This window comes from Methanoculleus chikugoensis, assembly GCF_900095385.1.
Taxonomy (GTDB): Archaea; Halobacteriota; Methanomicrobia; order Methanomicrobiales; family Methanoculleaceae; genus Methanoculleus; species Methanoculleus chikugoensis_A.
The window spans coordinates 29,099-48,917 of sequence record NZ_FMID01000046.1; the positions used below are offsets into that span (position 1 = coordinate 29,099).

Annotated in this window: 14 protein-coding genes; 6 read left to right on the plus strand and 8 right to left on the minus strand. The window is 64.2% G+C overall.

Annotated elements, in window-relative coordinates; translation table 11 throughout:
- Window positions 1–4 precede the first annotated feature (4 nt).
- Window positions 5–1,099: an ABC transporter permease gene (locus tag L21_RS09560; protein WP_074370254.1), complete on the minus strand. Its 1,095-nt coding sequence runs from the start codon at window positions 1,097–1,099 to the stop codon at window positions 5–7.
- 4 nt (window positions 1,100–1,103) lie between these two features.
- Window positions 1,104–2,009 (minus strand): ABC transporter ATP-binding protein, encoded by a 906-nt coding sequence (locus L21_RS09565; protein WP_074370255.1) that lies wholly within the window; start codon window positions 2,007–2,009, stop codon window positions 1,104–1,106.
- A 484-nt stretch (window positions 2,010–2,493) separates the two neighbouring features.
- Between L21_RS09565 and L21_RS09570 the strand changes: the two genes are divergently transcribed.
- Window positions 2,494–3,501 carry a DUF7490 domain-containing protein gene (locus L21_RS09570; RefSeq protein WP_074370256.1) on the plus strand — a complete coding sequence of 336 codons (1,008 nt, stop codon included), beginning with the start codon at window positions 2,494–2,496 and terminating at the stop codon, window positions 3,499–3,501.
- A gap of 1 nt (window position 3,502) precedes the next feature.
- Window positions 3,503–3,751: a DUF5671 domain-containing protein gene (locus tag L21_RS09575; RefSeq protein ID WP_074370257.1), complete on the plus strand. Its 249-nt coding sequence runs from the start codon at window positions 3,503–3,505 to the stop codon at window positions 3,749–3,751.
- A gap of 7 nt (window positions 3,752–3,758) precedes the next feature.
- Here L21_RS09575 and L21_RS09580 read toward each other — a convergent pair whose 3' ends face one another.
- The 4 genes from L21_RS09580 to L21_RS09595 form a co-directional block, all read right to left on the minus strand.
- Entirely contained in the window at window positions 3,759–4,490 is a 732-nt protein-coding gene (locus tag L21_RS09580) for a hypothetical protein (RefSeq protein ID WP_074370258.1), read from the minus strand.
- Window positions 4,491–4,536: 46 nt separating this feature from the next.
- Window positions 4,537–4,992 carry a hypothetical protein gene (locus tag L21_RS09585; RefSeq protein ID WP_074370259.1) on the minus strand — a complete coding sequence of 152 codons (456 nt, stop codon included), beginning with the start codon at window positions 4,990–4,992 and terminating at the stop codon, window positions 4,537–4,539.
- Window positions 4,993–5,100: 108 nt separating this feature from the next.
- Complete coding sequence (locus tag L21_RS09590) at window positions 5,101–7,017, minus strand: MASE3 domain-containing protein (RefSeq protein ID WP_074370260.1); 1,917 nt, start codon at window positions 7,015–7,017, stop codon at window positions 5,101–5,103.
- Window positions 7,018–7,267: 250 nt separating this feature from the next.
- Window positions 7,268–10,117 (minus strand): PAS domain S-box protein, encoded by a 2,850-nt coding sequence (locus L21_RS09595; RefSeq protein WP_074370261.1) that lies wholly within the window; start codon window positions 10,115–10,117, stop codon window positions 7,268–7,270.
- A gap of 215 nt (window positions 10,118–10,332) precedes the next feature.
- On the opposite strand from L21_RS09595, the gene L21_RS09600 reads away from it, so the two are divergent.
- On the plus strand, window positions 10,333–12,306 hold the full coding sequence (locus tag L21_RS09600) for a heavy metal translocating P-type ATPase (protein ID WP_256712939.1): 1,974 nt from the start codon (window positions 10,333–10,335) through the stop codon (window positions 12,304–12,306).
- 39 nt (window positions 12,307–12,345) lie between these two features.
- On the opposite strand, the gene L21_RS09605 is transcribed toward L21_RS09600, so the two are convergent.
- Both L21_RS09605 and L21_RS09610 read right to left on the minus strand, forming a co-directional pair.
- Window positions 12,346–13,212, minus strand: coding sequence for a cupin domain-containing protein (locus L21_RS09605; protein ID WP_074370263.1), 867 nt, complete (start codon window positions 13,210–13,212; stop codon window positions 12,346–12,348).
- Window positions 13,213–13,274: 62 nt separating this feature from the next.
- Window positions 13,275–15,689 carry a PAS domain S-box protein gene (locus L21_RS09610; protein WP_074370264.1) on the minus strand — a complete coding sequence of 805 codons (2,415 nt, stop codon included), beginning with the start codon at window positions 15,687–15,689 and terminating at the stop codon, window positions 13,275–13,277.
- A gap of 326 nt (window positions 15,690–16,015) precedes the next feature.
- Here L21_RS09610 and L21_RS09615 point away from each other — a divergent pair, with 326 nt between their 5' ends.
- The 3 genes from L21_RS09615 (at window position 16,016) to L21_RS09625 (ending at window position 19,492) form a co-directional block, all read left to right on the plus strand.
- Entirely contained in the window at window positions 16,016–18,094 is a 2,079-nt protein-coding gene (locus tag L21_RS09615; protein WP_256712941.1) for a copper-translocating P-type ATPase, read from the plus strand.
- A gap of 100 nt (window positions 18,095–18,194) precedes the next feature.
- A complete protein-coding gene (locus L21_RS09620; RefSeq protein WP_074370266.1) occupies window positions 18,195–19,037 on the plus strand; it encodes a PKD domain-containing protein in 843 nt (280 codons plus the stop codon).
- 95 nt (window positions 19,038–19,132) lie between these two features.
- Complete coding sequence (locus tag L21_RS09625; protein ID WP_074370267.1) at window positions 19,133–19,492, plus strand: type II toxin-antitoxin system PemK/MazF family toxin; 360 nt, start codon at window positions 19,133–19,135, stop codon at window positions 19,490–19,492.
- Window positions 19,493–19,819: the final 327 nt, after the last annotated feature.

The window sequence follows — 19,819 nt, forward strand, 5'->3', positions numbered from 1 at the left end:
CGTCTCACCTGATATCCATCCGCATGAACTTCACGTAGGTCGCTGCGAAGAAGGCCGACGGGAAGACGATGAGCGCGGCGATGTTCATCCAGACCCGGCCGAGAGCACCGGCAAGGCCGGGCTTCTCCTCGGGTGCCGTGTCGTAAGGCGACGCGATCATCGAGGAAAGCTGTGGGTTCGTCACCGCTATCGCGACGGTGTAGTAGTTCATCTGCGGCGAGAGGAGGTTCGAGATATCGCTGATGAGCCTCCGTTTCTCGATATAGGTCTTCATCTCCTCTTCGTATGCCTTCCACTCCGGGTCTTCGGTTCCGCCGTAGACCACGCTCTGCGCAACGGTGGTGGTAGAATACCCCCCGCTGCTCGAGGTCCGCACGACTCCTTTGGGCATGGGACCCATTTCAGGGGGCTCGGGCGGGTCGCCCGCGAAAGCGTTCGCGGCCATCGCCCCGAACATGGGAAGGAGCGAGGAGACGGCGAAGAATATGACGAGGGTGTAGATCAGCGCGTTCCCGCTCTCCTTCGCGACCGTCGACATCGTGAGCGCGACGGCGAAGTAGGCGAGCAGGAACCCGAGCGAGACCGCCCCGAAGACCAGGATGGCGGCAAACTCCTCCGCCGTCGGGACGACCGAGAAGAGGAGGAGCATGGCGATGGCAATGGCAAGAGCGAGCGCCATGGCGAACCCGAGCGCACCGATGCCCCCGAGCGCCTTGCCGTTGATGATCTCGTCGCGGTAGACCGGGTGGGAGAGGAGCGACTTCAGCGACCGGGTCTCTTTCTCTTTTGAGACCAGGTCGAACCCGATGGCGATGGCAAGGATGCCGCCGAGCATCGTCATGTAACTCATCATGGAGATGAAGACGTACATGATCGAGGGTTTCTGGGGCATCCAGTTTCTGTACGGGTCGTCAAACTCCTCCATCTGCCGGAGTTGCTCGGTATACGCCTCCAGGCTGTTGTTATAGTTCTCGATGCCGTCGTAGATGCTGATCGTCGATATCACGAGGAGCAGGCCGAGAATGATGACAAAGCGCCTGCTGGTGATGTGGTCGGAGAACTCTTTTCGTGCTACGTTGAGCAATCGATCGAGTGCCATCGTCTCACCTCCGGTAGGCCGCCATGAAGACGTCCTCGATCTCGGGCTCCTCAAGGCGCATCTCCCGGACATGCACCCCCTGTTCGAAGAGGGCCGCGGAAAGCCGGTCCCGGATATCGGCCTTTGCCCGGACGACCGCACGGTTGGCGTTCCCTTCGACGGAGATGATCGCGGGGTCGTCGATCGCCGGCAGGTGCTCCCGGGTCTCGATGACGATACGGACGGCGTCGCCGTCTGAGGGTGCCAGCGCCCGGGCGACTTCTTCGAGCGTCCCCTGCGCGACAAGTCTTCCTTTCGCGAGCAGCCCCACGGTCCGGCAGACCTCCCTGACCTCGGAGAGGATGTGGGAGGAGACGAAGATCGTCTTCCCTTCGCCGGCGAGGTGCGTGACGAGTTCCCGGTACTCCCGGACACCCTCGGGATCGAGGTTCGCCGTCGGTTCGTCGAGGAAGAGCACCTTCGGATCGTTGATCAGTGCCTGAGCTAGCCCGAGCCGCTGCTTCATACCGCGGGAGTACTCTCCGGCCTTCTGGGCGACGCCGTCGAGGTGGACGAGTTCGAGCAGTTCGGCGATCCGCTCCTTTCTTGTTTTCGCATCCATCCCGTAGAACCGGGCGAAGTAGTCCAGGTTCTGCTCGCCGGTCATGTTCCCGTAGAACCCGACGTCTTCGGGGAGGTAACCGATGATCTTCTTTACGTTCAGCGGGTCTTTTGCAACCTCGATCCCGTCGACGAAGCACCGGCCGCCGGTGGGCTCGATCATGCCGGTGAGCATCAGGATCGTCGTGCTCTTCCCCGCTCCGTTCGGGCCGAGGAAGCCGAATATCTCGCCTTCCCCGACTTCCAGATCCAGGCCGTCGACGGCCGGATTTCCATTGTATACCTTCGTGAGGCTCTCCGTTCGTATCATTTTACACTCCCACCAGGGCCTGTCCGGCAGCGTTCTACTGCAGACTATGACACCCTCTTATTAACGTTTTCTGTGACAATCGTCTACACTTCAGGTGATGATCGCGATTCCGGTCTCTAAGGCGTCACGATTATTCCGACAGAGCCCTAAGATGCGTCGTGAATCGGGCACTGGACTGCGTATCGGCCCTCGCGCGGCACCAATCATAAGTCCTGCAGCGACGTCCTCCGAGGATAAGGGCCATGCTCATACCCCGTTTCGGTGTTCGACGACAGAGTATAGGGAGGGTTGGGAGATAAGGCGATGGTAAACCACGAAAAAAATCGAACCTACCCATGGCAGGCATTCGGGCACCGGCAGGCCGGGGGACTTCGATAACGGGTATCCAGAACTGCTCGACCGTCCTTCATCCTTAAGACCTCCTGAAGAAGGTCGCTATGCAAAAACCTTTTCTCCCGCCGGCCTGAAGGTTCTTCTGATTGATATGAGAAGGCTATTCGGTACGGCAGCGGTCGCCGTGCTTCTCTTCCTGGTGCTCGCGGCTGGGTGCACGTCGTCCCAGCCTCCAGCGGGCTACGTAACGATCCGGAGCGTCGACGTCAGCATCCCGGACGGTCAGCCGCCGTCGAACGTCACCCGGGTCACGGCGGTCCCCTACCTCGATGCGGTCTACGCGGATGTGGACGGCGTCGACCTCCAGGTCGTTGCAAAAGAGGCCGGGACGGATATCGTCGTCGGAGAGACGGTTCGTTCCATCGGCACCCTGGTCTCGGGGAAGACGGCGAAGGAGGAGGTCACGCTCACGCTCGAGAACGGCCGGGGTTACGACATCTGGGTGACGATATGGCAGGACGGGCGTATGCGGGAGTCCGGTTCGGTGAACGTCTTCCTCCCCGACAGGACGGTCGCCACGCAGCGACTGGCCTACTCGCTCCTCACCGTCTCCGCGATCGACGTCATGACTCCGGATATCGACGCCGACCCGATCACGCTCGACATCATCACCGGGATCGCAAATAGCGGCGGTTCTTCCGGGAACCTCGTGATGGAGATCCGGGCAGTCAACCTCCAGACGGGGATCACGGCCGTCCGCGAGTCCCGGCCGCTCGGGACGGTTCCGGGAGACTCGGCCACGAAGAAGGTGAGCATCACGGTGCCGAACGGTTACGATTACGAGATCCGCATCCGGCTCGTCGAGGACGGCGCGGCCTTCGCGACCAGCACCGGCCGGATCACCCTGGCCCCACAACCGCAGGTGATCCTCGCCGACGGTTCGGTCTTCAGCCCCGCGAAGAGCACGTCGCCGGTCGCTCTCCCGTTTCCGACCCCGGCCCCGACCCCCACGAAGCCGTCCTCCGCGCAGGTAGGGCAGTTCAGGGTGCAGAGCAGCGGTGCGCCGACGCCGACGTACACACCCGGGTTTGAGGCCGCACTTGCCGCCGCCGGGCTCTTCGGTGCCGGAATCGCGGTGCTTGCGCGAAGGAGGAGGTAGGATGGCACCGGAGGAGGGCCTCACCGCGTGGAGGGTTTACCTCTACGCCGTCTCGTTCATCGCGCTCATCGTCGCGATCCTGGGTGCCGTGAGCCTCATCGCGATCGGGATCGAGGTCTTCGTCTACCCGGCCCCCCAGCCCTACCCGGTGCCGCAGTACCATCCCGAACTTCCCGGGAGCGTGGCGCAGGTCGTGGTGGGGCTCGTCGTCTGGGGCTACCACTGGATTCTGCTCAGAAAAGAGCACTGAAGAGGATTCACCTCTTTTCGAGGGATCTCGCGGCAACCAGCAGTCCCGCAATCGCCCCCGCCGCACTGAATCCGGGGAGCGGGGTGGGCACCGTCTCCGCCGGAGAGGTGGTGGGCGGCGTCGCCGAGACGGAGAAGTGGGGTGAGGGCTGCACCCGGGTGTAGACGTGAACCGTCCCTCCCGGCGGCGGCAACGACGGGAACTGGTGCCGCGACATCGTCCCTCTCTCCTTATCGCTGAAGACGAACTCTTCCGGAGGCGGGAGTGTGGTGTTCACCGCGACCCGGAGGGTCCCGCCCTCGACGACGCCCGCGAATGCACCGTCGATGGAGATCTCCTCGCCGTCGGGACCGTAGATCAGGTACCAGCCGGTCTCGTTCACCTCCGCGTCCGGGGCGGGCTGCTCGACCTGATAGCGCTGCGGGAAGAGGTCGATCGTCTCTCCGGCGGCCGGGGCTCGCTCGATGAACCCGGTATACATCAGGCGGTCTCCATCACGGACGGTATACTTCCGTGCGGGCGGGGCCGCCGGATCCACCGCCACGACAAACTCGGTATCGACGATCGTTCCCTTATACTCGCCGTCGAAGGAGACCTCCGCGCCGTCGCCGTTGAACCAGTGGACGACATAACGCCCGGTGTTCATATCGCCGGCCGCCGACGCCGGGATAACCGCGGCAAGGAGGAGGATGCACGCGAGGCAGACAGTTCTCGTCGCACCTCCGGCTGAGTGATACATGAAAGAAGAGGGGAGAGGGCACTATATATCGTTTCTGTGCCTGCCGTCACGCACTCTGCGCCACGCCGTAGACGGTTCCGTTCCATTCGCAGAGGGCATACTTCGCGAGAATCCGCCGCATCTCCTCTGTCGTTATGCGGAGCGAGCTGCACTTTTCATGTTCTTTTCCGAACGGGCTATACGAAGAACGGGGATCGAGCCAGAGGAGCGCATCGAACAGGGGGCCTTTCGAGACCAGAACACGCTTCCCATCGAGGATCAGCGCGCCGAGCGCCGGGTGGTCCCGGAAATCGCCTTCGGTGAGATGCGTCACGGAAGCGGCGTCCACAGACCCTTCCCGGGGAAACGCAGCAAGGTGCGTCTCGTCGATCAGGTTGTTCCAGTGAAGGAACCCGAGCGCGATGACGCACAGGATAGCAAGGACGACAAGTGCCCCGAAGAACGGACCGCTCCCCCATTCAAGATCTTCCGCCGTTTTACCCGGTCGTCCGTTCCCTTCCATCCTTCACCACCACCCGAGCCCCCGGAGCACGGCTGCCGTTTTCGGTGGAGGAGACTTGGCCGCCGGGGCATATGAGGATTTCGCGGCCAAGGGGAAGATCCGGGGCTCCTATTCCCTCTCGCCCTCGAACCGGTATGCTCCGTTCGGCACGATGATCTCGAACCTGGCACCCGTCCCGGATCTACCGGTCTCCCGGATCGTCATCCCGGTGATCCCGAGGATCCCCGCGACCAGGAAGAGCCCGTGGCCGTACCGGCGCTTATAGGTCTCGCGGAATATTGCCTCCTTCTCGCCGTCCGGGATGCCGGTGCCGTCATCCTCGCAGAGGATCAGCAGGTCCGGCCCGGCCCTCGTGCACGAGAACCGGACCTCCGTCACGCTTCCGCCGTGGCGGACGGCGTTGTCGATGAGATTGTAAAAGACCTTCTTCACCATCGGGTCCGCATAGATCTCAAGGCCCGAGAGGTCGGCGCGGACGTCGATCCCTGTCGGGAGGGCGAGATAGGAGACGCTCTCCGCGACAAGGTCCTGCGGCTTCTGCCAGACCGGCGCCTTCACCCCCATGTCGTGGTAGTCCCGGCTGAACTCAATCTGCTTCTGAATCTCGTCCACGGCGGCATGAGCACGCTCCAGACAGGTCTGAACCCCGGGATTCTCGCTGTCCTCCCCGGCAAACTCGATATAAGCACGTGCGACGGTGATCTGGTTGAGAATGTCGTGGCGGGTGATCCCGGCGAGAAGGTTCAACTTCGCGTTTGCCTGAACAAGCGCCTCCTCGGCGTGCTGCTGTTCGGTGATATCTTCTCCGGAACTCAGGATCCCGCAGACGGCACCATTCTCGTCACGGAGCACGGTGTTGTGCCACGCGATGATCCGTTCTCCGCCGTCTGTAGCGACGACCGGCATCTTCACGCGCTCATTCCCCCCGGTCTCGCCCTCTCTCAACTCCGCAAAAAGCGCACGGAAACGCTCCCGCTCCGCCGGCGGGATGAACCGCTCGGCCCAGGCCTCGCCCACGGCCGCATCCGCCGGGCAGCCGAGAACCTCGGACGCCCGGCGGTTGATGAGGGCGACCCGCCCGTCTCCATCGAGGACGACGAAGAGGGCTCCGGCGATGTCCAGGTACTGCGCGAGCCGGTTCTTCTCCCGCCTGAGCCGCTCTTCACTCGATTTCAGGCCGGTAAAGACCAGCGCATAGGGCTGCCGGATCCCCGTCTCGACGAACGCGACGTAGATAAGCCCGAACGAGAGCACCATCAGGAGGTGGCCGATCATGTTTGAGGGCCCGTAGACGCTGATATAAAGCGTAAAGGCAAGTTCCGAGGCGATCAGCACGAGGACGGCCGCGAGCAGGTGGGCCGCCACCCGGGGCGAGAAGGCGTCCCGCACCCGGTAGACGGCGACCGCCCCGAGGGCGAGCAGCGCCGCTATAATATACTCGCTCCAGATCTTGAACGGCGTCAGCCCCGAACCCACGATGTAGCAGTCGGGAAAGACCGGGACGACGAAGATCGAGAGGAGCAGGAGCACGGTGACCCCGAAAAACGCGGCAAAAACCTCCCGGGAGCCGGGGTTTCTCCGGAGCAGGAGAGGCGCGGCAAGCAGCGTCCCGGCGAGGAGGTAGCGCGAGGCGATCCAGAGTTGCGTCGGGAGGTTTGCGTCGTAGCCGACGAATATCCCCATGCCGTCATACGCGAGGGTGTGGACCAGTGCGATGCCGGCCACGAAGAGCATCCCGGTGCCGGCGACCAGCAGGTAGCCGTTCTCCCGCATCGTCCGGGCGTTCCATGCCACGATGAAGACGCCCGTCGCAATCGCGATGGCGACGAATTCGGCGATCGTGTGGAAGAGGAGGAAACTGTACAGGCCTGTTGCCGCAAGACCGGCCAGAAGCACCGTAAGGACGATGAACGATCGCCAGATGCCGGATTCCGCGGCCCCCTGTTCTATGCGGCCCCACCGGCTCTCTGCTCCGCTCCGGGTTGTACGCGCCGAAGAATCTGTCTGCATAGAGTTGGTCTGCATGGCTCCTTTCCGGTGCGGGCAGGGAACAGCGGGCCGGCTTCCGGACGTCCCGCCCGAACCCTGCCGTGGTGGTGCGACGCCGGGCCCGGACCATCCGCCCATGTTTCATCTCACTAATACATCCAATGGGCCATTAAAGTATTGGATGGGGAAAACCCAGATATGACGCAATTCAGAGAAAACAAGGATTATATTCTGAGAATCAGGAGATGTGCTCCCATGCGGATCGAGGCAGACCCCGAAGAGGATGCTACACCAGTTCGTTCCTCCGGAGGAACTCCCGGATGTCACGGGACTCGACCCATCCCTCGTCAAGTTGCCTGACGATCGCGTTGATCCGCTCAACCTGCTCCCGGATCTTTGCCGACATCACCTCATCGTCGGCCAGATCGGCCATACCGAGGATCACCTGCAGGGGCAGCCGGATATGGTCCGCGAGAACCGCAAACTGCTCGATATTCTGCTCGATCTGGTAGAACGCCTGCAGCCGCATATCCTCGTAGCGCACCCGGTCCGAGACGTCCCTGCCGACAATCTGCACCCCTACAACGTGACCGTCTTCCACGATCGGAGACTCGTTCAGTTCGAGGAACGCCACCGACCCGTCTTTGCGGCGGAACTCGACCTCGATCCCCTCGACCGGTTCGCCCCGGGCGATCTTCTTTCGTCCCTCCTCCCAGACGGGGAGGGACGAGGGGACGACATAGTCGTGACACCTGTGGCCGATGAGTTCATCGGGAGTATAGCCGAGGAGGCGGGTCACCGCCGGGGAGATGTAGGTGATCCCCCGGTCACGGTGACAGGTGTAGATCATATCGAAGCTCCGTTGCGCAATCTCGCGGAACCGCTCCTCGCTCTCCGCGAGAGCGTTCTGCATCTCCCGCCAGTCGGTGATATCCTCCAGCATCGCGATCACCAGGCCTCCCTCCCCGGAGTCGTGAAGCAGCGACATGGTCAGCCGTCCCCAGACGATCCTGCCGTCCTTCGTCAGGTAGCGCCTCTCCCGGCGGAGACCCTTCATCAAAGCAGTCTCCTGGTGGAGAGAACCGGCCTCCTCCCGGTCGGGCGGGTAGATCAGGTCGTATGACCGCATAGCATAGAGTTCATCCTCGTCGTAGCCGAACATACGCACGAACGCCGGGTTCGCCTCCATGATCCGTCCGTCCGGGTCGACGAGCGCGATCCCGGTTCCCGCCTGCTCGAAGATCCCCCGGAACCGCTCTTCGCTCTCCCGCAGGGCAAGTTCCGCTTTCTTCTGTTCGGTGATCTCCTGCCCCGTGACGGCCAGCATCCCGGCCCGCGGCCGGTAGATCTGCAGATCATACCATCGCCCGGTTCTCGGCTCCTGCAACCGCCGCTGCACCGGAAGACCGGTCTCTGCGACTTCCCCATAGAGAGCACGGGCACCCTCGCGGATCGCCGGGAAGATGTCGAAGAGTCGCTGCCCGACCAGTTCTTCCCGGCTGCGGTCGAATACCTCGGCCGCTTTCTCGTTCAGCTCGCTGATACGGTAATCGACAGGGTTCCCTTCGTCATCCCTGATAACCTCATAGAGGGTGTAACTCTCGAACATCTGCTCAAAGAGAAGGCGGTACTTCTCTTCGCTCTTCGCGAGAGCCTCATTCGCCCGCATCCGCTCAATGACCCGGCCGAGCCGCCCGGCAACGGCATCGATCAGGCGGCGTTCATCGACGAGAAACGGCGCACCGTCGTCTTCAGGCCGCGGGTGGCGGTAGCAGACCTCCACACTCCCGACGATCCTCCCCCGGACGACGATCGGGCTCTCCTGCCGCCGGGGGCTCTCGACAAAGCCGGCCGACCGGTACTCCCGGCCGTCGACCACGATCCGGGCGGCGGCATCTTCCGGATGGAGCCAGCCGACCGGGAGGAGAGCGGCAACGTCCCGGAGAACCTCTTCGACCGAGTTTCCCGGCCGCTCGATGACGCTGCTCACGGCGTAAAGCGTTGCAAGTTCCCTCACCCGGTTGTCCAGGGCGATCCGCTGCTCCCGCAGCATCTCTTCAGCCCTGCGCCGTTCCGTGACGTCTCCTGCAATGACGACGAGCCGGTCGTGCTGCGGCCGGTACACCTTCAGTTCGTAGAAGGAGCCGATTTCCGGACTCGAGACCTCGCGGTGCACCGTCCTCCCGGTTGCGGCAACCTGGTAGAAGAGGTCGAGTGCAGCGGTGCCGATCGCCGGAATAGCCTTCGGGAGGTCTACTCCGACGACCTCCTCCGGCGGACGCCCGAGGCTTTCGGCGGCTTTGCGGTTGATCCGGACGACCCGGAGGCCGGCAGGGTTCTCTGAAGCATCGCGGAGTATCTCAAGAAGGAGGCCGGCGCCCGGCATCTGATCGAAGAGGAGGCGGTACTGGTGCCCGGATGTAGCAGCCCCGGCGTGTACCGGCGCGACGGCCACACCGAGCATCGCGGCGACGGCACGGACGAGGGCGTGCTCCTGCGGCAGGAACGGATCGTCTCTCTCCGGAACCCTCCGGCACTCGACCACAAGCTGCCGGGCTGAATGTCCTTCCGTATCAATCCCGGCAACAATCCTTCCGGGTCCCGGAACGGCGGTTCCGGGCTCTATCCGCACCGACACCAGTTCCGGGTGGCGGAACCCGCGGGGCAGAAGGGCGGCCGTCTCCCGGAAGACCTCATCGACATCGGCGCCGCCCTCGATCACCCGGGCGACCGCGGAGAGGGTGCAGAGTTCCCTCGTCTGCCAGCAGGGTTCGTCCCGGCCGGTGACGTCGAGGTCGACCCCCGCCCAGAGGACGATCCTGCCCGCGGCGTCCCTGACCGGGATGCCTCTGCTCGCGATGGTGCGATATCCGCCGTCGACATCCCGGATCCGGTAGTTGCACCTCCACAAAAGACCGGTGTCGTTGCAGCGTTCCCACTGGGCGAGCATCCTCCCGGCGTCCTCCGGATGGAGGTTTCCCGCCCACGCGGGATCAGAGCGCTCTTCGAGCGTCGTCTTCCGGAGAGCAGGCGCCACGCCGTCGGGCCCGCTGATCCAGATTCTGCAGGGGATTGCCTCATCGGCAGGCAGGTCATGGTTGTCCGGAGCGGTCGCGGTGAAGTCTGGTGACGGCATGGTTTAACACTGAAGGGGAGTCGGGCAGGGTGACGGAGATTGACGGCAGGCCGTCACCCGGGCATGCTGTGCTGGGGGCGATCGTTCCGATCAGTTAGGTCGAACTCGTCATAATGGTTCTGCTCGGTGAAAGGGCGACCCCCCATTCGAGCAATCGCGCCGGCGACAGATCCGGATATGCGCCCGGACACCCTTTAAGTGAGAAGCAGTTAAGGTTGTACGATCATGACGGAGACCTGCGCCCGAACGGCTCCGGCCGGAGGCGGGCCGTGACGGAGCATGAGGAAGGTTCGTCCTGCCCCCGCTGCCGGGTCGGGGCCTCTCACGGGCAGGTCGTCGGCCGCCGGGAGATCGCGGTCTTCGGGGTCTCGGGCGTCCTCCTCCTCGCGGGGGTGCTCGTCGAGTACTTCACCCCGTACCCCTTCGCCGGGACGGCCCTGCTGCTCGCCGCCGCGGTCATATCCGGCTACGATGTCCTGAAAGCCGGATTCTTCGCCCTCATCCGGCTCCGGTTCAGCATCGCCGTGCTCATATCCATCGCGGCGGCAGGAGCGTTCCTGACCGGAAACCCCGCCGAGGGGGCGACCGTGCTCTATCTCTACGCCGTCGCCGAGTTCCTGGAGGAGTACGCGGCCGGCAGGGCCGAACGCTCGATAACCTCGCTCCTCGACCTCGCGCCGCAGACCGCCCGGGTCAGGCGGGACGGCGGCGAGACGATCGTCACCGTCGGGGAGATCGCGATCGTAAGACCGGGCGACACCGTTCCGCTCGACGGCATCGTCGTTGCCGGCACCTCGTCGGTCGACCAGGCGGCGATCACCGGGGAGAGCGTCCCGGTGGCAAAGGAGGTCGGGGACGGCGTCTACGCCGGGACACGGAATCTCGACGGATACCTCGAAGTCCGGGTGACGAAACCGGAAAAAGAGAGCACGATAGCCCGGGTCGCCGCCCTGGTCGCGGAGGCCCAGGCCCACACCTCTCCCACCGAAGCGTTCATCGAGCGGTTCTCCCGCTACTACACGCCGGCGGTCATCCTCCTTGCCGGCCTCCTCGTCGTCGTGCCGCCGCTCGCCTTCAGCGTCCCGTTCCTCGAAGCGTTCTACCGGGCGCTGATCCTGCTCGTCATCGCCTGCCCCTGTGCGCTCGCGATCTCCACCCCGGTCTCGATGGTCTCGGGGATCACGACCGCGGCGCATAACGGCGTCCTGATCAAGGGCAGGGACTCGCTCGAGGCCGTGGGGCTTGCCCAGGTGGTCGTCTTCGACAAGACCGGGACGCTCACGACCGGGAGGCTCGAGGTGGACGACGTGGTAGGGTTCGGGGTCCCGGAGGCGGAGGTTCTCGCCGTTGCCGCGTCGCTCGAGTCGCGCTCCGGCCACCCGATCGCGGAGGCGATCCGGCGGCGGGCAGAGGAGGAGGGCGCTGTCCTGCGGGACGTCGAGGAGTTCGTCTCGATCGCCGGGAGAGGGGTCCAGGGACAGATCGGCGGTGCGGCCTACACCCTCGGGAACGTTGCGCTCTTCGCCGACAGCGACGACCGGGCATGGCGGGCGGCGTACGACCGGCTGGAGAGCGAAGGGAAGACCGTCGTCCTCGCCGGCACCGCCTCAGGGGTGATCGGGCTGATCGCTCTCTCGGACGTGGTGAAGAAGGATGCGGAAAATACGGTTGCCGCTCTTCAGGCGCGGGGCATCAGGACGGTGATGCTCACCGGGGACAACGAGCGTGTCGGTGAGGCGGTGGCCCGCCGCATCGGGATCGACGAGTGCCATGCCGGGCTTCTCCCCGAGGACAAGGTGACGATGGTCGAGCGGCTGATGGACCGTTACGGGCTCGTGGTGATGGTCGGCGACGGCGTGAACGACGCGCCGGCGCTTGCACGGGCGAACGTCGGGGTCGCGATGGGGGCGATAGGCTCAGACGTCGCGATCGAGGCGGCCGATATCGTCGTGATGGAGGACGACATTTCGAGGGTCGCCTACCTTGTCGCCCTCTCTGAGAAGACGGTCTCGGTCGTCCGGCAAAACGTCATAGCGGCGCTCGTGGTGAAACTCGGCATCGCCGGACTCGCGGTCTTCGGGCTGGTCACCCTCTGGATGGCGGTGGCGTTCGGGGACATGGGGCTCTCGCTTGCGGTCATCGCAAACGCCCTCAGGATAGGCCGGCCGGATACCGGCAATCCTCCATGAAACTGCGGAGGACGGGTGCCGGGAAAAAAGGAAGTGGATCTATTCAAAGAGAACAGTCTTCTCCGGCGTCCACGCCGGGTCGATGAACGAGAGAAGCCTCGTCGTCGAGTCAGCGGCGTTCCGGGTCTCTTTCACCTGGTCGGGCAGGACATAGGCGGCACTCCCGGCAGGAACCCGTATCGTCTCTCCGTCGGGCGTGGCGACCTCGATCTCCCCCTCGATGACATAGAGGAGATCGGACGAACCGAGAATCCCGTCATAGCCAAGATATCCGCCCGGGAGGAGTTCGACGCATGCAAGGCTGTAGCCGACCGGGATCGCCGTCTCGTTCATCAGCACCGGGTTTATGAGGGTGTAGACCGCCACGCCGGATTCGAGGCTCCACTCGATCCCTCCCCGGGGATCGGCGACGACGAACGGCGCACTGTCCGTCTTCACGTCGACCGCATCAAGCCCGTCCCCCGAGATCTCGATCTCGGGCGTGTAGGCCGGCTGGCTCACGGTGATGTAGCGGAGATCGGCATCCCCGGCCGAGGCTATCGACTGCAGCACCCCTTCCGGCAGGAGCACGGTCTCTCCCTCGCGGGCGGTCACCGTCTCGTTATCGCAGCGGATCTCCGCAGCACCATCGAGCACGTAGACGAGTTCCGCCGTCCCGATCAGGCGGTGCGGCGGCGTCGCGTTGCCCGGTGCGATGGCGACATATCCCATGCTGTAGTTTGCCCGGATCTGCGGCGTCTCCGCACCGACGATCCCGGCGTAGGTTGCCTGGCCGTCGAATATGGGTATCGGGTCAACCGGGGCGATCAGGCTGACACCCGATTCAGCCGGAGGCTCGTCGTCTGCGGCAAGGCATCCGGCGGAGAGGAGGATACAGACAACGAGAAGAGGAGCGATTCGATACATGGTGAAATGTTTGCGATGGGAGGAATAAACCCGATCGTCCGTAGCGGCATGCACGGGAGCGCTCAGGCGGAGGCACCTTCCCCGCGTCCGGCTTTCCTGAGGGTGAACCGGAACGCCGCACCCTGCTCCGGATGCCCCCTGACCCGGTCTTCGACCCAGATCCTGCCGCCGTAGCGCGCGACAAGCATCCGGCAGATCGAGAGGCCGAGCCCCTGGCTCCCCCGCCTGCCGCCCTCCCGCTCGAACCGGAAGAAGATCGCCTCCTTCAGATCGTCCGAAACCCCGGGACCGGTGTCGGCAACGGTGACGACGACGGTCTCTTCGTCCAGATCATCGACCGCCACCGTGACCTCGACACCCGGCCCGCCGTGCTTTGCGGCGTTGCCGATAAGGTTCGTGAAGATCTCGGGGAGGAGGTCGTCGGCGAAGACCTCCATGGGCTGCCCGGAATACCGGATGCAGAGGTCGGGGAAGTGGGCGATCTCTCCCCGGATCACGTCGTAGAGGTTCTGCCGCGCAAGGCCGTCCCGGCCCTCCTGGATCTTTCTGAGGGTGGCGACGTTTGCGGTGATCTCGATGCTCTTCCTGATCCCGTCCTTCAGTTTCCGGGCGTGCCGGGCCGGCTCCCCCTCGAGCTCATCGATGAGGAGGTCGGCGTAGATGTTTGCGACGTTATCCGCGTTCCGGATATCGTGAGTGAGGATGTCGAGGTAGAGGTTCGCCTCCCGGTTTGCCGCTTCGAGCCTCCGGTAGAGCATTCCCCGCACGATGCCGGCCCCAATCTCGCGGCCGACGGCTTCGAGGAGCGCACGCTCGTCGTGAGAGAAGAATCCCCGCTCCCTGGTTCCGATGAGGAGCGCCCCGACGACGTCCGACTCGACGACGAGCGGGATGCAGGCGAGTGCGGCAAACCCGAGTTCCCGGAGAAGGCGGGATCCCGGGGCGTTCGGGCCCCGGTCCTGTTCAAGGTAACACGGAAGGCCGGGAGCTATGGAATCGGCAAACGATCTTCCAAAAACGGTCTCTGCCAGTTCCAGGCATGCATCCGGCATGTTTCGCCGGCACTGGAGAGCGGCCTCTTTCCGCCCGGAATCGAGGCGGTAGACTGCGCCGCCGTCGTAGCCGAGGAGATCGAGTGTCTGGCTGAGCGCCGTCTCCAGCAGTTCTCCCGGCAGATGGGTCGAAGCGGATGTCCCGATGATCCGGTTAAGCAGAAGGAGATGCCGATTCCTCGCCTGCAGCTGCTCCTCCGCCTGTTTCCGGTGGCCGATGTCCCGCATGACGACCTGAACCGCAGGCTGCCCCTCAAAGATCGTCCGTGCCCCCCTTCCCTCGATGGGAACCGTCGTCCCGTCGAGCCTGACGACCAGGAGTTCGACAAGCGGCGTCTCCACGCCCTGGAGATCCCGCACGGCGAAGGCCTCGATAAGATCCCGGGTATCCGGGTGGACGATATCGAGGATCGCCATCCCGATCACCTCTTTCGGGCGTGAAGCCCCGAACAATTTCAGGCCGGCGGGGTTGATGAAGATGATCCTCCCGTCGCGGTGGATCAGGGTCGCCTCGGCGGAGAGTTCGACGAGAGATCGGTATTTCTCCTCGCTCTCGCGGAGTTTTGCCTCCATCCGCTTCAAGGGGGTGATGTCCTGGACGCCGGCAAGGAATCCGCGGCAGGTGCCGCCGGTGTCGATGATGGGAGTGGTCGCTATCAGTGTATGGATACGGCCGCCGCCTTTTCGAACCAGTTCAAACTCGAAGACCTCGCGCATGTTCCGGCCAAGGCTCTGCAGGTGTTCCCTCACCTCTCCGGCATCGTTCTCATCGACGAACGCATAGACCGGCGCTCCAATGACCCCGGCGATCGAATAGCCGATGATGTCGGCCATCTTCTGGTTGGCAAAGACCACGATGCCCTCTCTGTCGATCAGTGCGATGCCCTCGTTGAGGTTCTCGACGAGGAACCGGTACCGGTCTTCGCTCTCCCGCAGTATCGCCTCGATCCGCCTCCTCTTTGCGGTATCCATACCCCTTCCAGGGCCGTCGACCCGGAAGGCACGGGCTTCGGAGACCGGGACGGTCCCGGGGCCGGAGGTGTCGGGAGAGAGGCGGACGAGTCGGCTGCCGCGAAGCGGGCCTTCATGAACGGCCCGGCACGAGCAGCGGAACCGTCCTTCGCCGCCGTCGGGCAACCGCATTACACACACGAGCTCGGCAGCCGAAGCGCGGCCGGAGAGAAACGCAGCGACCTCGGATCTGCCCGACTCCCCGCAGATGCGGGGTATCAGGGCCTGGTGAGCGAAGCGATCCGGGTCGGTTCCGTCGGGCACGTCACGCGTGATGCCGAGCAGGTGCCGCAGGTGCTTGTTGATGCAGGCCACCTGGTTGTCCGGGCCGATAATAAGCAGCCCCTCGTCGAACGCATCCAGGATGCCGGAGAGCTCGAGGATATCGTCATGTGCAGGTGTGCATTCATACATCGGCCGGGATCACCTTCCTTTACTCTCGGAGGAGTTTCATCCCCATGGGCTGATAAAATGTTCCCGCACACTCCTAACGGATCCGGCAAAAATTCAGAAGAATTCTGACGATCCTATCGGTCCTGCGGGCAAGTTCATCCGAGCACAGGCATTATGCTGTTTCCCAGAAGGTATAAATCTGTTCATTTTCACCGGCGGATATCCGGCACCCAGAAGAAGGCAACCACATGTCCCGATGCTCTCAGGCCTGTGCGCGACCGATATAATTACATCCTGCAAGAACGGCATCACCCGCATGAACGGGTGCGCGCGCGGAGCCGGCACACATGACGGGACCGCCGAGGAGAAGCGGACGGGGAGGGTATGAGGTGGGCCACGACCACGATGAGGGCGGACGACGGTACGAGACGCATCGAACAAAAGCCGCCGGGCAGAAGCCGCCGGAGACCCACCGGCCCGGCCATGGCACGCACCGCCACGCCCTCGATGACTTCCGGCGACGGTTCATCGTCTCGACGATACTGACGATTCCAATCCTTCTCCTCTCGGAGCCGGTTCAGGAACTTCTCGGGATCGCCATCCGGTTCCCGGGCTCGGACTATCTCCTCCTCGCTCTTGCGACCGCAGTCTACCTCTACGGCGGGTGGCCGTTTCTCACCGGCATCGTAAGCGAACTGCGGGCACGGATGCCCGGGATGATGACGCTCATCGCCGTCGCGATCACCGTCGCCTATGTATACAGTTCGGCGGTCGTCCTCGGCATCGTCGGCGAGGAGGGATTCTTCTGGGAACTCGCCACCCTGATCGACATCATGCTCCTCGGGCACTGGGTGGAGATGCGCTCGGTTCTCGGGGCGTCGCGGGCGCTCGAGGAACTCGTCCGGGTCATGCCCTCGGAGGCGCACCTTCTCCGGGACGGGGGAACGGACGACGTGCCTGTCGACCGGCTCGAACCGGGCGACCGGGTTCTCGTCCGGCCCGGAGAGAAGGTGCCGGTGGACGGCACGGTGATCGAGGGGGCGACGAGCGTCAACGAGGCGATGCTCACCGGGGAGTCGCGCCCGGTGGAGAAGCGCCCGGGTGATGCGGTCATCGGCGGGGCGGTCATCGGCGAGGGTTCGGTCGTCGTCGAGGTCGAAAAGACGGGTGCGGAGACCTACCTCGCACAGGTGATCGACCTCGTGCGAAAGGCGCAGGAGAGCAGGTCGCGGACGCAGGATCTCGCCGACCGGGCGGCGTTCCTCCTGGTGGCGATCGCCCTCTCGGTCGGCGCGGTGACGTTCGCGGCATGGCTCGCCCTCGGAGAGGGGGCCGGGTTTGCGGTGGAGCGGGCCGCGACCGTGATGGTCATCGCCTGTCCACACGCGCTCGGCCTCGCCGTCCCGCTCGTGATCGCGGTCTCGACGGCGCTTGCCGCCAAGTCGGGGTTCCTGATCCGGGACCGGAGCGCGTTCGAGCGGGCAAAGGATCTCACGGCGGTCGTCTTCGACAAGACCGGCACCCTGACGGAGGGACGGTTCGGGGTCACGGACGTCCTCGCCTTCGGCGGTGCGGAGGAGGAGGACGTGATCGGGACGACGGCGTCGGTCGAAGCGCACTCCGAGCACCCGATAGCCCGGGGCATCGTCCGGAGCGCGGAGGAACGGCGACTTGCTCTGCTCCCGGTAGAAGGGTTCCGGGCGATCCCGGGGGTCGGCGTCGAGGGGAAGGTCGGCGGCCGAACCGTCCGGGTGGTCGGTCCGGGTTACCTCGCGGAGCAGGGCATCGGTACCGGGGACGGACAGGTTGAGGCGCTCCAGCGACAGGGCAAGACCGTCGTCTTCCTGCTCGAGGATAACCGGCTCATGGGAGCGCTCGCGCTCGCCGACATCATCAGACCGGAGTCGGGGGAGGCGATCCGCCGGCTCAAAGAGATGGGCGTCCGGTGCATGATGCTGACCGGGGACAACCGCGACGTCGCCGCGTGGGTGGCGGGGGAACTTGATCTTGACGAGTTCTTCGCGGGAGTCCTCCCCCATGAGAAGGCGGAGAAGATCCGGGAGGTGCAGCGGCGCTACCGGGTGGCGATGGTGGGGGACGGGATCAACGACGCACCCGCGCTTGTCGAGGCCGATGTGGGCATCGCCATCGGGGCCGGAACCGACGTGGCCGTGGAGAGCGCCGATATCGTGCTCGTGAGAAGCGATCCGCGGGACGCGGCGGCGGTCATCGACCTTGCGAAGAAGACCTACCGGAAGATGCTCGAGAACCTTCTCTGGGCAACGGGCTACAACACCGTCGCCATCCCGCTCGCAGCAGGTGTCCTGATCGGCGCCGGGATCCTTCTCACGCCGGCGGCAGGGGCGGTGCTGATGAGCGCAAGCACGGTGATCGTCGCGATCAATGCCCGGCTGCTCCGGGTGTAGGGGCGGCCACTGCACCACTTCCCGGGTGGTTGATTGAACCAGGAAGCTCAATGCGGTCAAATAGGGGAGCAGGGCCAGTATCTACCGGAGGTAGCCAATCATGAAACGAGATACCGCAATCCAAGTATTCTCCCTCTTCATCGCCCTTGCCGTGGTGGTTCCTGCCGTGCAGGCCGCCCTCACGGTCGATGCCGGGAGCGACCGCACCGTCCTCGCCGGGGAGCCGGTGACCATCCTCGCTGCCTGCAGCGACACGGAGATCTTCGACGCGATGAACCTCTCGGCCTCCGTCGACTGGAGCACGGAAACGACCGAAGCAGAGGTTGTGCAGGACGACAAGCAGAACGGCACCGTCCGGGCAACCCACACCTACCTCGCCGCGGGCACCTATGTGGTCACGGTAATGGTCGAAGACAACGCCACGGGTACCGTCGCCCGCGACACCCTGAACGTGACCGTGAACCCGCAGACGGCGGAGGTGAAAGTCGTCCCGAAGACCCTGAACCAGAAGAGCAACGGTGTCATGACCGTCTTTGTCAGCATCGCGGAATGGTTCGGGTTTGCCGGAGCCGACAGCGCGAACACGACGGTATCAGACCCCACTGAGTTCAGGATCGGGAACGCAACGCCGGAGAAGGTCAACTTCTGTATGAAAGACGGCGGCACGCTCATCCTGAAGTACCGGCACCAGGACCTCGACCTCGCCGCCGGCGACGGCAACCTGACGGTGACCGGCGGCGCCGTGACGGAGAACGGTAGCGTATCGGTCGCCGGTACCGGGGCCGTCTCCGTGATCAACCCGGGCAACGGGAAGGAGGCGAAGTTCGGCAACGGTGACGGGCGTGCCCGGGCCGCGCTGGTGAAGGAGAAGGCGAAGAACCAGAAGGAGTTCCGCGAAGAGCAGCAGAAGTCCAACGGAAAAGCAAACGGACGGGCGCCGTAACGGCGCATGTGGGGCGAAAACGCCCCCCATTCCTCCTGTTACTATAAAGGCCCGGATCAATTCTCTTATCGGTTTTGACGTCGACCGGTACATACATGGGGCGGTACGCCAGCGGCGACGTCGTCTTAGCCGCCATGTGCATCGGGGGAGGGGGCGCGCGGAAGGTGCGCCCGGTGGTTGTCGTTTCTTCAGGAGAGACCGGGAGCCTGCTGATCTGCCCGGTATCGAGCAGCCCGTCCACCGACGGAGTCTCGATCCCCCTCTCGCTCGACGACTTCGCCCGGGGCGGGCTCGACCTCTTCACCGAGAGTTACGCTCTCGCCGCCCACGCCGCCACCATCCGGACGGCGGACGTCGTCGGAAAGAAGGGCACGCTCCTGCCCGAAACCCTCGGCGCCATCAGGGAGGCCATGCCGGGGGTGCAGGAGAAGAGAGGGCGGGGGCGGCGGCGGTGAATGGGTTTTTCCCGGGAATGCCGTCCTGTTCATTTGCGCTCCTGGACACGGATTTTCACCCTGAACGCACTTGATGTGAGTTGCGACTGTCGGAACGTGCTACGATTCGTTACGTGATGGTTCGCAGAACAGGAGTTTGAGAACTCGAAGAGTTTCGAGGCAGGAGTTCGAGAAGGCTGAAAACCTTCATTATGCGACAAACAAAGCGAGTGGAGCGAGGAAATATCCCGATGCAGTGGACCGTGAGAGTATCGCCGTGGGGGTGGGGACAGGGGAGGGGGGCTCGCCCCCCCCTGAAACCCCTCCCCCAATGGCGATATCCACTTG